Source organism: Pseudomonas cichorii (genome assembly GCF_019719005.1).
Lineage (GTDB): Bacteria > Pseudomonadota > Gammaproteobacteria > Pseudomonadales > Pseudomonadaceae > Aquipseudomonas > Aquipseudomonas cichorii_E.
In genome coordinates, this window is sequence record NZ_JAIGPJ010000001.1 from 311,820 (window position 1) to 328,256 (window position 16,437).

Here is a 16,437-nt window from a genome sequence, read left to right on the forward strand (position 1 = left end):
CGCTGAAACCAATAGCAACCGCGCCCAAAGGCGCGGCTGCTTCCACCCTTACTGCCAGTTAGCCGCAATCACAGCATTCAACGAGGCTTGGTAGTTTTCCGACAGCTTCACTTCTCCCGGTGCAGGAGGCGCGAAAGCCGCCATGGCTTGTACCATCTGGTCAACCTGACTGGCCATCAGGACCTTGCCGTCCGCCGTGCGGAATTGCTCGATCTGTTGGGCCTTCTCCCAAGTGCCCTCGCCCCAGAATGACCATTTGGATACCGTCACCTTGTCGCTCGTGCCGATGACGCCGACTTCCAGGTCCCAGCCATTCTTGCTGAACCACAGTTGGTCGGCCGCAATACCGCTACCGAACTGCAGCACATCCGTGTTGGCATCCGGGTCAAAGTCGTCGATGACGTCCTGGCCACCGCCGCGCTCGAACTGATAGAGGTCGTTGCCACGGTCGCCATACAGCCGGTCATTGCCCGTGCCACCGATGAGGGTGTCCGCGCCTGCGCCGCCGTTCAGTTCATCATCCCCGGCACCGCCCGACAGCACGTCGTTGCCGCCCAGACCATAGAGCTTGTCGTTGCCTGCAAGGCCACTGAGCGAATCGGCCACAGCATCATCGCCATAAAGCGCGTCATTGCCCTGGGTGGACGTGCCGTTGCTCATGGTCTTGATGGTGCTGGCATTCCAGGTGGTCCCGTCAGCGAACTGGATCTGTTCGATCAGGTTCGCGCTATTGGAGAACCATCCGGAAACCGTCAGCCTGTCGCTGGTGCCGGCAATGCCGACATACAGGTCGTTCAGGCTACGGGTGAGCTGGATATCGGCAGGTTTGAGGCCTTCCGCAAGCTTGATCACGTCCAGGTTGCCGGCCGTATTGTCGTAGTCGCTTATCCAGTCCTGCCCGGCACCGCGATAGAACAGGTAGGTGTCGTTGCCTGCATCGCCATACAGGCTGTCATCACCGGCACCGCCATCGAGGATGTCCGCTCCTGCTCCGCCATAGAGCTTGTCCTTGCCAGCGCCACCGTTGAGGGTGTCGTTGCCTGACAAGCCGTAAAGGCTGTCGTCACCGCCCAGACCGCTGAGGACATCGGCAACAGACTCTTCGCCTTGCAGGGTGTCGTTGCCTTCACTCGCCACGCCTTTGACCATGGCTTTGAGGGCCGTCGCATCCCAGACGGTGCCGTCCACGAACTGGACTTGCTCGATCTGCGAGTCGGTGGAGTAGAACCAGTCGCGAACGGTGATCTTGTCCGAAGTGCCGATGATCGCCAGTTCGAGGTTGTCGCCCACGCGCGAAGCCTTGATATCGCCCGGGCTGATACCTGGTGCCAGCTTGATCACATCGATATTGCCGGAGGTCCAGTCACGGTCGTAGATCTGGTCCTGGCCACCGCCCCGCTGGAACAGGTAGATGTCGTTGCCCGAGCCACCATACAGCGTGTCGTTGCCTGCTCCGCCATCCAGCGTATCGACACCCGTTCCGCCATCGAGCATGTCATCGCCAGCACCGCCAATGAGCACATCGTTACCGGCCTGGCCGTACAACTGATCATTGCCGCCAAGCCCGTCGATCTGCTCGCCCGTCTCGTCGCCGTAAATCGTATCGGCCGCTTCGCTGGCCACGACCACCGACAGGCGCTTGAGGTCCGCAACAGACCAGACGGTCCCGTCCGCGAACTCGAAGCGCTCCACCTGATAGTTGGAGCTGGTGTAGTCGTAGATTTTCATCCAGTCGTTCGTGCCCTTGATGGAGAGCACGATATCCGTCCTGTCACGCTTGACGATGACATCGCCAGGAGTGATGCCTGCCGCGACTTTGATGGTGTCGACATTGCCCGTGGTGGAGTCGAACTCGTTGATGGTGTCCTGACCCATGCCGCGATAGAAGAGGTAGGTATCATCGCCGCGAGATCCGCTCAGGGAATCGGTGCCGGCACCGCCATCGAGAATGTCATTGCCATCGCCACCATCGAGGTAGTCGTTACCGGCTCCGCCATTGAGGGTGTCGTTGCCGCTTTCGCCGTACAGCGAGTCGTTGCTAGCCCCGCCGTTAAGCTGATCATTGCCAGCATCACCGTACAGTTTGTCGTCGCCATTGAGCCCATCCAGTACATCGGCCCCAACGTCGCCATACAGGGTATCGGCTGCATCACTGGCCACTCCACGGGTCATGGCCTTGAGGGTATCGACATCCCAAACCGTGCCATCGGCAAATTCGACACGCTCTACCTGGTAGTTGATGCTGTTGAAGAAGGTGATCGACATTTTATCTGTCGTTCCCTTGATCGAGAGATGCAGGTAGTTGCCGTCACGATTCAGAATCACATCGGCCGGAGCGATATCGGCCGCGACCTTGATGGTGTCGACATTACCCACAGTCCAGTCGAAATCAGTAATGGTGTCCTGCCCCATGCCGCGGTAGAAACGATAGGTGTCATTGCCGAAATCGCCCGACAGCCTGTCGTTACCGGCACCGCCATCCAGAATGTCGTTACCGTCGCCGCCGTAGAGCCAGTCGGCACCATCGCCGCCGTTCAGTACGTCGTTGCCAGCCCTGCCGTACAGGGTGTCGTCCCCACCCAACCCATTGATGGTTTCGGCCTGTGCATCGCCAGTCAGGTAATCACCACTCTGGGTACCGTTGATCAGGCCGGTCTGCGCGCCGACCACGATGTCGAACACATCACTGACCGTTGCTCCCGCACGGTCCACGGCCGAAACCTTGACCGAGACGGTTCCCTGGCTTCCAGGCGTGCCGCTGAAGGTGCGAGTGGCCGTATCGAACGTCAGCCAGGCTGGCAACGCCTGACCGTCGGCAGACTGCGCGGTAATGCTCAATGTGTCACCAGCATCAACATCAGTGAAGGTCGCTGCCGGTAGGGCAAAGTTCAGGAGTGTGCCTGCGGTTGCAGCCTGATCGACAATGGCCTTGGCCAGGACCGGCGCATCGTTGGTATTGCTGATCCGTACGTCAAAACTGTCGCTGACGGACAGGCCAGCCTTGTCGGTCGCCGTGACGCGAATCGACAGGTTACCGACGCCGCTGTTGTCTGGCGTGCCGCGGAAGGTACGGGTGGCAGCATCGAAACTCAGCCAGGCGGGCAGAGGTTTGCCATCAGCCAGGGTTGCGCTCAGCTTCAGGGCGTCACCGCTGTCCGCATCGACAAAGGCGTTGTTCGCCAGTGTCAGGACAAAGCCGCTGTCTTCTGCCACGTTCTGATCGGCAATCGCCTGTGCGATGGTCGGTGCACGGTTGGCCTGGGTCGCCAGCGTGGCGGTGTTCCAGACCGTGCCATTGGCGAACTCGATGCGCTCGATGCTGTGACCACGGGCAGCGGTCCAGCCGGAGATGATCTGCTGACCATCATTCAGGCGCAGCACCATCCCTTGCGCGGAGTGATCGACAGCGACGTCGCTTGCGTTGATACCCGCTTCAAACACGATGGTGTCAACGCCACCACTGGCATCCAGGTCTTCGTTGATCAAGTCCTGACCATGACCGACGCCGAACACGTAGCGGTCATTGCCTTTGCCACCCTGCAGGAAGTCATCGCCCGCACCGCCGTACAGGCGGTTGTCATGTTCGTTGCCGAACAGTTCGTTGGCCTGCGCGTTACCCGTTGCATTCAGGGCGGAACCGGACAAGGTCAGGATCTCGACATTCGCCGCCAGGCTGTAGTCGACCGTGGAAATGACCTTGTCATTACCCGCGTCGGCATCCTCTATGACCACATCGCCGGCGTTATCGACAAAGTAGGTGTCATTGCCCAGGCCACCGATCATCAGGTCTGCGCCCTGGGCGCCGTCGAGACGGTTATCGCCGATATTGCCGCGCAGGATGTTGTCGACGCTGTTGCCCGTGGCGTTGATGCTGGCGCTGCCGGTCAGGTTCAGGTTTTCCAGGTTGCTGGCCAGTGTGAAGGAAACCGAGGCATTGACTGTGTCCGTGCCCTGACCTTGGGACTCGACGACCCGGTCGGAACCGTCATCAACCACATAGGTGTCGTCACCCAGGCCGCCGATCAGCACATCGGAACCACCGGCACCGTCCAGCACGTTGTTGGCGCTGTTGCCCACAATGCGGTTGGCCAGTTCATTGCCGGTGCCATTGATCGCCGCAGTCCCCAGCAATTGCAGGGATTCGACTTCATTGGCCAGGGTATGGCTGACACTGGATTTGACCAGGTCATAGCCACCGCCCACCACTTCCTTGATCACGTCACCGACATTGTCGACGATATAGGTGTCGTCGCCTGTCCGTCCTTCAAGCACATCCGCACCAGCACCGCCATCGAGGGTATTGCCGCCGGCGTCGCCGATCAGCAGATCGTTGGCAGCCGTGCCGCTAAGCAGCACTTTGGGCTGTGCAACGGCCTGACCAAAAATGAAATTGGCAGCGGACAGTTGATTGGCGGTGACGCCTTTGAGGGTCAGGTATTGAGTGCCGCTGGCCATCGCGCCCAGCCAGACTCTCAGGTACTGCTCGCCATCCACCGTCACGGAACTGAAGTTCAGCTCGGCAAAGCTGTGTACCGCTCGGATCTGTGACAGGTCGATTTTCTCGGCTGGATTGGCCACCTCGAAATCGTCGATCAGGTTGGCCATGATGCCTTGCGAAGCACTCGCCTTGAGGTCTTCGACCACGACAAAACGATCATTCCCGGCACCGCCCGCCACCGAGGCTCCGGTGTGCGAGGCTGCACCGCCGAGGTTGATGTTCGGTGACAGCAATGTGGTGGTCGCGTAGTCAGCGATGCCTTGATCGCCTTCCAGGTAGAGGACATCGTTACCGGCATCGCCGCCGAGATAATCCAGCCCGGCACCGCCGTAGAGCACGTCATCGCCTGCACCGCCACGCACCACGTCATTGCCTTCGCCACCGTTCAGGGTGTCGTTGCCGCCGACACTCGAAGACGTGGAGCTTTCGCCGACCAGCACATCATCACCCAGACCACCGGTGATCACATCGGCTCCCGTGCCGCCGAAGACGCGCTCGCCGCCCTCATTGGCCCAGTACAGAACGCCATTGGTCGTGTCCGGCAGAATCCGCTCGGTCACGGTGCCATCAAGCCCGAAACCAAAGCCGGAGTAACGCTCCAGACGGCTCAGGCTCACGCCTTCCGGTACATGCACGAAGCTGCTCAGGGTCAGGCCCTGGGACTGCACATTTTTAAGTACCAGAACTTGCCCATCATCCAGCGTCAACCGGGTGTCCGCACCTTGCTGGCTGATGCCCATCGTCGAATACACATCAGGGCCGAAACCGGACAGAACGATTCGGTCGGTGCCGATGACGAAGTCGGTCAGGGTATCGACGTCGCCCGCGTTCTTGTCGATCACAAAATAGTCGGTATCGGCGCCGCCGGTCAGGGTGTCATTGCCCTGCCCTGCGATCAGCGTATCGATACCTGCACCGCCCGACAGCAGATCGTCGCCACGCCCACCCGAGAGATGGTTATCCGCAGCGTTACCGGTCAGCGAGTCACCAAACTCGCCGCCGATGAGGTTTTCGATCTGGCCAGGGTTAGAGATGGTCAACTGGGCACCGGCCAGGGTCGCCTGACCTTTGGAAAGGTCGATGACGCTGGCGCTGGCAATCGCTGCGGCATTGATCGTGTCTACGCCGCCATCGGTATCGTTGAGCACATTGCGTCCGCCTGCAGCGGCCAACTGTGCATACTCATTGGTATACACATATTGGTCATCGGACGTACCGTCCTTGCCGTAAACGTTCATGCTCCAGCTGTTGAGTGTGCCGGTGTCGCCGGTAACCGTATCGATGACTTGCAGCGTCCAGTTGCCCTGGGCCGTTTCACCACGCAGAAGCGCCGTGTCGAAAACGTAATTCAGGGTCGAGCTGCCCGCGAAGTCGGCATTGCCACGATCGCTCGCCGCACTGCCCGGCGCCTTGCCCGGACGGTTCATGAGAATGGATTCCGTACCGGACGGCGAGATCAGCTTGAGAATCAGGTCACCCGGACGGGAATGCGTCAGGCTGACTTTGACTTCAACATGCTCGACAGAAATACCGGCGTTACCCAAGGTCAGGGAATGGCTGATTCCTGCGCCCTGTCCATCAGTGATTGCGCGGTTGAGGGTGCCGGAGTCCAGAGGCTGGTTCAGGCTGAATTCATTAGCGAAGGTCTGCTGGGTATTCCAGGTTTCGGCCAGACGAACCGCCGCGCGGGCATCGACTTCGCCATAACCATAATCGTGGCTGACGTGCATGCCGCCGCCGTTCCAGTTCTGGCTTCCGTTTTCCTGCCACGAGGTATCAGGGTCGGCTACCTTGCGAGCCGAAAGCGCCAGGATCTGCTGGACGTCGCGATACCCCAGCTCAGGGTTGGCTTCGAGCATCAGTGCCACGATGCCGGAGACGATCGGCGCGGCAAAACTGGTGCCTTGCGAAACGCTGGTGTCGGCACCGAACGTGGAGCCATTGTCGTTCTGCACCAGACGCGAAGTGGAGGTCACATTCGAACCCGGCGCACTGACCAGAATGCTGGCGCCCGGGCTGGAAAACGGCTTGCCGCCAAACTGGAGAGCTCCCAGGTCGGTGGTGGCATTGATCGCGCCGACAATGATACTGCTGCGGCTGTTGGAGACGTTCGAGTAGTTGGTGTTCCCGCCTTTCTGCCGATCGTTACCGCCTCCTGTGACAATCACGGTCCCCAGCCCGTCACGCCCCTCTTGCAGGGCCTGACGATGTGGCGTCGGCAGCAGTCCCAGTTCGGCCGGGGAAAACTTCAGGTCGAAGGGAATGCTACTGCCCCAACTGTTGTTCACCACGTCATATTCGTGCATGTGGGACATGGTGCTGAAGTCGTCTTTATTGACCCAGTAACCGGCAACCGTGGCGTCATAAGCCACGCCCACACTGCCTTCGCCATTGCGGGAGGCGACCATCACACCGGCCACCAGAGTGGCGTGATCGCTGAAGACGCCGCCGCTGCCCTCGCCCGCCATCTGCCCCGGCGTGGCATTGGCCAGCCAGTTCTTGTCGATGTTGTCTTTCAGGTCGGCATGACGGTAATCGAGCACTTCCTTGGTCGTGCCGAAAGGGCTGGTGGTTTCGATCTGGGCAATTCTGACGCCCTTGCCGGTGTAATCCTTCCAGACCGGAAGAATATTGGCCTGGGACAGATACCATTGATCGGTCACCAGCGGATCGTCGGGCAGGTCCGAGGTCTTGAGGTAAACCGCAGCACGCATCGTCGCGCTTTCGCCGGTCCCCATGCTGATGACCGTACCGGCCTCATTGCCCTTGGCGTCGGCAACGGTGTACTTGAAGCCCATGATGCCGGTAAAGGTTGCATCCGGCGTGAACAGCACATCGCCCGCCTGGGTCACACTGGCCGTACCGCCCACGACATCGAACAATCCGGTGATGTGCAGCGCATCATGCTGCCAGTCGATGTCGTTCTGCAGCAGTTGTTCCTTGCCGATCAGATGCGCACTGGTACGCTCGAAAGCAGCACCGGCCTTGTCGTTGCTCAGGACATCCTTGACCAGCAGAGGATTCTCGATGCCTTCGCTGGTGGTGCTCGGGATCTCGACCAGCTTGAGATTCTTGAAGTTGACCTTTTCGATGTTCTGCAGGAAATCGGTACCGTCGCGCCCGGCCACGGTGTCGCTGATCCAGACACCTTCTGCCGTTCGTGTCAGACGGTAGTCGGCAAAGTCGCCGGACAGTTCGATGACGTCCAGGCCGTCACCGCCATCAATCACATCATCGCCCGCACCACCGATCAGTACATCGTCACCGGCACCGCCGTTGAGCGTATCGTCATCAAGGCCACCATCGATAAAGTCGTTGCCCAGGCCACCATGAATCTGGTCCTGTCCACGGTGACCACGCAGCACATCATTACCGGCACCACCGCTGATAAAGTCGTCGCCATCCTCACCGGACAAGGCATCGTTGGCAGAGCCACCCACCAAGACATCGTCACCGTTGCCACCGCGCATGTAGACCGTGCTTTGCCCGTCGGCGATAAACACGTCATTGCCTCTGCCGCCCTGAGCGATCTCGATCTCAGCCGTGGTCAGGTTGAGAACAACACCTTGATCGCCGATCACCTGAACGATATCGGTACCCGCACCGCCATGGATATTGGTTGCATCGTCATCAGCGTCGATCAGCAGCACGTCATCCCCGGCACCGGCCTGGAAGCTATCGCTGCCCTGCCCACCTGAGAGCCAGTTGTTCTTGCTGTCGCCCAGCAGAGTATCGTTACCTGATGAACCACTGGCATTGCTGACGCCCTTTTGCGCCACATCAATGGTTTCACCGGTCACAGAAGAGGACGCATAGGCACTCACGGGTGCCACCTCTCCACCGCCCTGAGTCGAAACAATCGTTCCATTACCACTGGCACTGAAGGTGTGGCCATTAGGGTTTGCCAGGAAATTGGCTGCAATCGCTTCCTTACTGACGCCATTCTGGATGAACGTGCCACGGGCCAACACTTCGTTGCCATCGCGTACTTCGCCGTTCTGCAGAGTATTGGCAAGGTTGATACGGGTGATACCAAGCTCGTTCAGCGAGCGAACTTCATCGGCCTCGCCAGCATCGACCGCCCCATTACCGTTGCTATCCACCCAGCTTTTGCCGTCATGGTTAGCATCGACCCAAACCTTGACACTGGACCAGGCGTCATCGCGATTATCAAAAACACTGTCACCATTGCTGTCCAGACTGGCAAGCGCAGCAAAACCATTGGCAAAACGTTTTTCCCCTGCATTTCCGGCAGTCCCTGCGGCTCCGCCAAAGTATTCGGAAAGGGTCTCGCTGATATTGTCGATCTTGCCGTTATTGTTGCGGTCGACCACGACAATCCCGTCTTGAGCACTGACCCAGCCGGTTTCTTCCAGACTGCCGCCATCGTTGTCGACATCAAAAAGCACAGGCTGGCTGACATAATCAGTCAGCCGGACACCATCGCCATTAAGATCGAGTACCAGAGGGTCCGTCGGAAGGGTCAGACGTGACAAGGCATTGCCCGAGTTCAGCCAGGCGCCCGCCTGCCCCGAAACACTGTCGAATGACAGACCGCTACTGGCACTTTTCAGGCTGAAATCGAATACGTCCTTGACCGTGTTGCCGTTACCAGGCCGATAGCTGTCGGCAAGAATCTGCGTCGCAGCGGCAGCGAAGGTGTTGTTGACCCACGAATCCTGTATCTGATTGATGTTCAAACTGCTCGGGTTGTAAGTGATCGCCCAACCACCGCCACTGCGCACAAGCCCATCCGCTACTTGTGCCGCAAACCGGTCATGGTCCGTTGCGTCTTTCTCGAGTGTCAGGCCCGCGTTGAAGATATCGAGATTGAAATCGTTAATGCTGGGGGGCTTGGTAGGGATACCTACATAGGCCTTGATCTGATCGACGTTCTCAAGGTAAACCTCACCACCACTGACGCCTCCGCCTGGCTTGGGTGCATATTGACCATCCGGGGTCTCGGCGAAAAACTTGTCAGCCCTCTCGCTCGCCCATTCCTTACCGTTGTTGTAATACGTGATCAGAATGGCGTCTTTGGTGTCCTGATCATAAATACTCCAGGCAGCAGCGGCCTTGGTAGAGTAAAACTCTTGGCCCTCTTGAAGCATCAAGGCTGCAAACTTCAAACTCAGGTTATTACCTTCGTTAGAAAGATCACTGACCAATTTCTTATAATCATTTGTATACCCCTTCAACCCCAGAGGGTCCGAGTTTGGATCTAAATTATTGCCATTATATTTATTCAACAGCTGAATGGCTGTCAATACCTTGACATTTCCAGGCCCAACATCATTAAGTACCGGATTATCCCATTTGATTTCAAGCTTTTGACGGGCACCTGCTGTTACGACATCCTTAAGGATACTCTGACTGCCAATAACACTCTCATAGTTTTGTTTGAGTTCTTCATGACTGTAGCTGGTTACTCGCACGGTTTGAACCCAGTCTACGACTCCAAGCGACTCGTACTCCTCACCAATAGCACCTAACAGACCTTGAGCAGTTACCCCCGGAACGCCAAGCGCATTGGCGACCTCCTTAGCTTTATCGGCTTGGCTTTTTATATAATCCAGCGTTGACTTACTAAATGCCATTACACAATCCCTTATGAATAAACAGATCAGCTAAAAAGGTGATGACGACTCGCTCATGAAGAACCATATCCAAAAACAAGAACTACCACCATAAATAAGACATGCGAAATGACCGAGATTATGGATACCCACAACCCTGCCCTTTTCAAAATACTTGCGTTACCCCACCACCCGACAAAAGCCAAAGCGCCCCCAAGCCATCCGGCCTGCGAAAACGCAAAGACATATATAAGGGAAGTCGCAAAATTCAAGCTACCACCGCTGGCATAAACCCAAGCGATGTAACAAAACGCAGAAAGCGGAATACTGCAGCTCCAGATAAATAAAGAACCTGAATTTCCAGACTTGGACTTTATGGCTATAAGACCTGAAACTAAAAGCCCTAGATAAATATACTCATCCAGGTTTCTGAGAAAATATTTCAGCTCATCCATTAGCGCCCCCACTCCCTGCGTTTACAACCACTGACCTTTAGCTGCCGCTCAAAAGCAACTAGCGCCTTCCTCCGTCATCGTCGAAAAGGGTCGTTACTTTGCTGACTGGCACTATAGAGGCACTAAGCCAGCAAATGTATAGATTCCGATACATTACTTCAAGCCAAGTTTTTGCTCACCAAACAGGCAAATAGACCACTTTTCAGGCATAAATCTCTCTGACTGCCACAAGACCGGCAGGTCAGAGTGCATTAACCTGACGCTGTAGATGACTCATACGACCAGGAAGTCCCCCCCATGAAACTCCACCACCTGCTCCTCGCCATCCTGATCACCGCGATCTGGGGCCTCAATTTCTCGGTCATCAAACTGGGCCTGACCTCTGTGGACCCGTTCATTCTGGCGGGGCTGCGTTTTGCGCTTTGTGCACTGCCAGCAATCTTTTTCATTCCCAAGCCTGATGTCGCGTGGCGTTACATCATCGGTTACGGGCTGATCTTCGGCATAGGCCTGTGGGGTGTCGTCAATCTGGGGATCAAGTCCGGGCTGTCGGCAGGGATTGCTTCGCTGGTTTTGCAGTTCAGCGCGTTCTTCACGATTCTGCTGGGTGCCTGGGTGTTCAAGGAGACGGTCACGCGCTACCAACTGGCCGGGATTGGTGTCGCGCTGTGCGGGCTGTTGAGCATTATTTTTATCGTGGATGGCTCGGTCACGGCGACCGGGCTGATTCTGGTGCTGTTGGGTGCAGCGGCCTGGAGTGTCGCAAACATCATCAATAAAAAGGCCGGGACCAAGCAGGTATTTGCCTTTCTGGTCTGGTCCAGCGCCTTTTCGCCGATTCCGCTGTTCCTTCTGGATTACATCGTCAATGGCACCAGCGGTTACGCCACATTGATCAATGAGCTCGACCATCGTGCTGTCTTGTCGATTCTGTTTCAGGTTTACCCCAACACCTTGTTCGGTTACTGGGTCTGGAATTCATTGCTCAATCAATACCCGGTTTCCACGGTTGCTCCGTTGTCGCTGCTGGTGCCTATCTTCGGGATTCTGGGCTCGGTGGTGATTTTTGATGAAAGCCTGTCGCTGATAAAACTCCTTGCCGTGATTCTTATCGTGTCGGGTCTGGCTGTTGGTCTGTATGGTCAACGTATCAGTAACGCCTTGTTCGCTCGCTTCAGTCGCCCTCTGGCTTGATTGATCGTGATGAACAACAGGCAGCACCATCGGTCGAATTGATCGCCCTCAACATTGCGAGGTTCCCCTATGAGCAATACCCCTTACACGCCGCCAAAGGTATGGCAGCCAGCTTCGTCCGGCGGTGCCTTCGCCAATATCAACCGCCCCACTGCCGGCCCGACCCATGACAAGGAACTGCCAGTAGGCAAGCACCCGTTGCAACTCTATTCACTGGCAACGCCCAACGGGGTGAAGGTCACTATCCTGCTGGAAGAGTTATTGGCGCTTGGGCACAGCGGTGCCGAATATGACGCCTGGCTGATCAAGATTTCGGAAGGCGATCAGTTTTCCAGCGGTTTTGTCGAGGTCAATCCCAATTCCAAGATCCCTGCGCTGCTGGATCGCAGCCAGGAGACGCCGGTGCGGGTGTTCGAGTCCGGCTCGATCCTCCTTTATCTGGCGGAGAAGTTTTCCAGCTTCCTGCCCACCGATCACGCAGGCCGCACTGAAACCCTGAACTGGCTGTTCTGGCAGATGGGAGCTGCGCCATATCTGGGCGGCGGGTTCGGGCATTTCTATGCCTACGCTCCCGAGAAGAACGAGTACGCCATCAACCGTTTCGCGATGGAAGCCAAGCGTCAGCTTGATGTGCTGGATCGTCGCTTGGGCGAGAGCCGTTATCTGGCCGGTGACACTTACACCATCGCCGACATCGCCGTATGGCCATGGTATGGCGCGCTGGTGCAGAACAGTGTTTATTCCGCGGCAGAGTTTCTGTCGGTGCATGAATACCCGAACCTGCTTCGCTGGACCGAAGAGATCGCCGCACGCCCTGCCGTGATACGCGGCAAGACGGTTAATCGCGTATGGGGAGATGCATCGGATCAGGTTCCAGAGCGGCATCAGGCGTCTGACTTGTAGAAGCGAATTTATTCGCGAGACGTCATTGAAAACGATAGGTTTTCTTTGGATGTACGGACGTATCGCGGATAAATCCGCTCCTGCATTTTTAATGCTGATCAGTTGTGTTTGTGCCTCAACTGATCGGCATTACCGCTCCAGAGTGTCCAGCTCATCAGACAAGGCCGCTTCGATCTGGGCAATACTCGGCAGGCTTTGTGTCAATGTTTCTGGCAAGTCTCGCAGTAACTGATATTCCGCGACGCCCATTGGTTTGCCGAAGCCGGATAAAGCGTAATCAGCTACCAGGCGGTTGTGTTGTCGGCACAACAACAGGCCGATGGTGGGCTTATCATCGTCCGCCTTGATCTGCGCATCGACAGCTGCCAGATAAAAGCTCAGTTGCCCGGCGTGTTCAGGCTTGAATGAGGTGGCCTTGAGTTCTACCACCACATAGCACTTGAGCCGCGTGTGGTAGAACAGCAAGTCGATGAAGAACTCGTCACCGCCCACTTCCAGCCGGAACTGGCGCCCTACAAATGCAAAACCGGCCCCCAATTCCATCAGGAAACGGGTGATGTGCTGAATCAGCCCATTCTCGATTTCTCGCTCCCGGGCGTCATTGCCCAGGCCAAGAAAATCGAACAGATACGGATCCTTCAACACCTGCCGTGCAAGAGCGGAATCATCGGATGACAGGTGCATATCGAAGTTGGAGACAGCCCCGCCCTGACGCAAGTGCAAGCTGCTCTTGATATTGGCTTCCAGAGTGCTGCGCGACCAGCCATGCTGGACGGCTTGCGCCGCGTACCACTCTCGATCTGCTGTGTTATTCAGCTTGGTCAGCAGGGTTACGATATGGAACCAGGGCAATTGGGCAGCAGGCTGCTGCCCAAATTGACAATCAGGACAATGAAGCGCGAAAAACGCCATGTACTTGAGGTTCCGGCTTGAAAAACCGCGAATGTCAGGAAACGCATCTGAAAGATCAGATGCAAGCCGTTCGATGATCTTCGCGCCCCAGCCACGCTGCGTTTGCCGTTCCCGGATATCCAGCCCCATACGATGATAAAGCATCACCAGCTCACTATTGACCGCCAGAGCCGCACGCTGCCGCGCCCGCTTGATGTCACCCTTGAGCGACGCCAACCAATCGCTATATCCCTCAGGCTGAACAGACGTCGTACTATTACCCACAAATCACCTCTTCTATCGCTCAAATACAAGAGGCAGCGCATGATAATCACCCGTGACGTCAGGCTGTATGCAGGATGCTTCTGAATCGCGTGTCCCCTGCGTAGCAAGCTGAAATTCTTTTATCCAGTAGTTCGGAGCCGGCAATGCCCCAAGACAAAGACCCACTCGCCCAGACTGCGCTATCCCAACATGGCCGTAGCGCCAGCAGCGGGCCGGGCATAGCGGTGAATCCGCCAGTGGTGCGCATGAGCACGGTGTTGTTCGACAGCCTGCAAAGCCTGCGTGAAGCGGAGGCTCGGACTGCCGGGCCGGATCGCTCGCTGACGTATGCGGCCAACGGCAACCCGACGGCCTTTGCATTGCAGGACCTGGTTTCCGAACTGGAAGGTGCCCACGGCACTTGTCTGTACTCCACAGGCCTGGCCGCAGCGGCGCAGATGTTTCAGGCCTTTGTGCGCCCTGGTCAGCATGTGCTGATCACCGAGGCGGTATACGGCCCGGTTCGGCGGCTGGTCAGGACATGGATGACGGCCTTCAATATCGAGTTCGATTACTACGCCGCCGACGGCAGTAACGTGGAGTCGCTGATCAAGCCCAATACGCGCATGATCTACGCCGAAGTCCCGGGATCGCTGACTTTCGATATGTGTGATCTGCCCGCCCTGTCGCGACTGTGCAAAGCACGCAATCTGCTACTGGCTGTGGATAACTCCTGGGGTTCGGGGGTGCTTTTCAAGCCGCTGGAACTGGGCGCGGACATTTCGTTGATGGCCCTGACCAAATATATCGCCGGGCACTCGGACGTGATGATGGGCAGCATCAGCACCACCGAAGAACACTGGAAAACCCTCAAGACCATGAACACCGCCGTGGGCAACACGGTGAGCCCCGACGATGCCTACCTTGTGTTGCGCGGTGCCCGAAGCCTTGCGGCACGCATGAAGATGCACGAGCACAATGCCCTGCAAGTCGCACAATGGCTGCATGGCCACGAGCAGGTCGGTCGTGTCCTGCATCTGGCACTGCCGAGCGATCCGGGCCATGCCCTCTGGAAACGGGATTTCCATGGCTGCAACGGCTTACTGAGCTTCGAGTTCAAGACCGCCGACCGTCAGGTGCTGGACCGTTTTACCGGAGCCTTGAAGCTGTTTGGTGTCGGTTACTCATGGGGCGGCTTTGAAAGCCTGGTGTCGGAGGTGGATCACTATGGTGCCCGGGAACAGGGTCTGCCGATGCTGCGCCTGCAAATCGGTCTGGAAAACCCGGATGATCTGATCGAAGACCTGAAGGCCGGATTTGCAGCCGCCCTGAACTGAAGGCCAGCCACTCTGCCCCTTCAAGCGTTTGCCCCGCGGCCCCGGCTCTGCTAGTGTCGCGGCGGTTTAATCTTCACCGGGAATGCCGCCATGGCCCGCAAGAAAGCTGCACTGGATTTCGAACAATCCCTTACCGATCTGCAAACGCTGGTTGAGCGTCTGGAGAATGGTGAGCTGTCGTTGGAAGACTCATTGACCGCTTTCGAGCAAGGCGTGCGCCTGACACGTGACTGCCAGAATGCCCTGGCCCAGGCCGAGCAGAAGGTGCAAGTGTTGCTGGAGCGCGATGGCGAGCTGGCCGAAGAGCCCTTCGAAGCGGAACAACCCGAATGATCGCGAGCTATCAGGCCCAAAGCCAGGCTCGCGTCAACGCGGCACTTGATGGTCTGTTTGAAGCGCCGAGCCCGGAGCTGACCCGGCTTTATGCCGCCATGCGCTACAGCGTGATGAACGGTGGCAAGCGGGTACGTCCGTTGCTGGCTTATGCAGCCTGCGAAGCGTTGGGCGGTGTCGCCGAGGATGCCAATGGCGCGGCCTGTGCGGTCGAGCTGATCCATGCCTATTCACTGGTGCATGATGATCTGCCGGCCATGGACGATGACGACCTGCGTCGCGGTCAGCCCACCACCCATAAAGCCTTTGATGAAGCCTGTGCGATCCTCGCGGGCGACGGCCTGCAAAGCCTGGCGTTCACCGCTCTGCTCGATCCGCGCCTGAACTCACGTGATGCCGAAACCCGCTTGCAGATGGTCAGCACCCTGGCCGTGGCCGCTGGCCCGGCGGGCATGGTGGGCGGGCAAGCCATTGATCTGGGTTCGGTCGGTCTGAAACTCGATCAGGCGGCACTGGCATTCATGCACCGACACAAGACCGGCGCACTGATCGAAGCCAGCGTCAAACTCGGCGCACTGGCCAGCGGTCATGCCGATCAGGCCAGACTCGATGCCTTGCAGGTTTATGCCCGGGCCATTGGTCTGGCCTTCCAGGTGCAGGACGACATTCTTGACGTTGAAAGCGATACCGCGACCCTGGGCAAACGCCAGGGCGCCGACATTGCCCGCGACAAACCGACCTACCCCGCGCTGCTTGGCCTTGAACCTGCCAAACTCTATGCACTGGAGCTTCGCGATCAGGCGCTGAACGCGCTGCAACCTTTCGACGCCGCCGCAGAGCCTTTGCGGGAGCTGGCGCGTTACATCGTCGAACGCCGCAACTGATACAGACAACCGAACGTCAGACACGATGAATCAAGCGTGCCAAATCAGGTCTGATTTTTCATACCCGCGTATCTGCAGGATGCACTTCATGGGCAGCTTGCG

Annotated in this window: 8 protein-coding genes; 5 read left to right on the plus strand and 3 right to left on the minus strand. The window is 57.6% G+C overall.

Annotated elements, in window-relative coordinates; translation table 11 throughout:
* Nucleotides 1-48: 48 nt before the first annotated feature.
* Together K5D32_RS25830 and K5D32_RS01535 are read right to left on the minus strand one after the other, a co-directional pair.
* Entirely contained in the window at nucleotides 49-9,609 is a 9,561-nt protein-coding gene (locus K5D32_RS25830) for a calcium-binding protein (RefSeq protein ID WP_260407086.1), read from the minus strand.
* A gap of 539 nt (nucleotides 9,610-10,148) precedes the next feature.
* Nucleotides 10,149-10,529, minus strand: a complete 381-nt coding sequence (locus K5D32_RS01535; protein ID WP_221599057.1) for a hypothetical protein — start codon at nucleotides 10,527-10,529, stop codon at nucleotides 10,149-10,151.
* A 297-nt stretch (nucleotides 10,530-10,826) separates the two neighbouring features.
* Between K5D32_RS01535 and K5D32_RS01540 the strand changes: the two genes are divergently transcribed.
* Both K5D32_RS01540 and yghU read left to right on the plus strand, forming a co-directional pair.
* Nucleotides 10,827-11,723 (plus strand): EamA family transporter, encoded by an 897-nt coding sequence (locus K5D32_RS01540; protein ID WP_221599058.1) that lies wholly within the window; start codon nucleotides 10,827-10,829, stop codon nucleotides 11,721-11,723.
* A gap of 69 nt (nucleotides 11,724-11,792) precedes the next feature.
* Nucleotides 11,793-12,626 (plus strand): glutathione-dependent disulfide-bond oxidoreductase, encoded by an 834-nt coding sequence (gene yghU, locus K5D32_RS01545; RefSeq protein WP_221593373.1) that lies wholly within the window; start codon nucleotides 11,793-11,795, stop codon nucleotides 12,624-12,626.
* Nucleotides 12,627-12,755: 129 nt separating this feature from the next.
* Here the strand turns inward: yghU and K5D32_RS01550 are convergent, their stop codons facing one another.
* On the minus strand, nucleotides 12,756-13,754 hold the full coding sequence (locus K5D32_RS01550; protein ID WP_260407087.1) for a YhcG family protein: 999 nt from the start codon (nucleotides 13,752-13,754) through the stop codon (nucleotides 12,756-12,758).
* Nucleotides 13,755-13,945: 191 nt separating this feature from the next.
* Between K5D32_RS01550 and metC the strand changes: the two genes are divergently transcribed.
* The 3 genes from metC to K5D32_RS01565 all read left to right on the plus strand — a co-directional run bounded on the left by metC (nucleotide 13,946) and on the right by K5D32_RS01565 (nucleotide 16,335).
* Nucleotides 13,946-15,118: a cystathionine beta-lyase gene (gene metC, locus K5D32_RS01555; RefSeq protein WP_221599060.1), complete on the plus strand. Its 1,173-nt coding sequence runs from the start codon at nucleotides 13,946-13,948 to the stop codon at nucleotides 15,116-15,118.
* Nucleotides 15,119-15,208: 90 nt separating this feature from the next.
* On the plus strand, nucleotides 15,209-15,451 hold the full coding sequence (locus tag K5D32_RS01560) for an exodeoxyribonuclease VII small subunit (protein WP_221576660.1): 243 nt from the start codon (nucleotides 15,209-15,211) through the stop codon (nucleotides 15,449-15,451).
* On the plus strand, nucleotides 15,448-16,335 hold the full coding sequence (locus K5D32_RS01565; RefSeq protein WP_221599061.1) for a polyprenyl synthetase family protein: 888 nt from the start codon (nucleotides 15,448-15,450) through the stop codon (nucleotides 16,333-16,335). Before K5D32_RS01560 ends, K5D32_RS01565 begins: the two co-directional genes overlap by 4 nt.
* Nucleotides 16,336-16,437 lie beyond the last annotated feature (102 nt).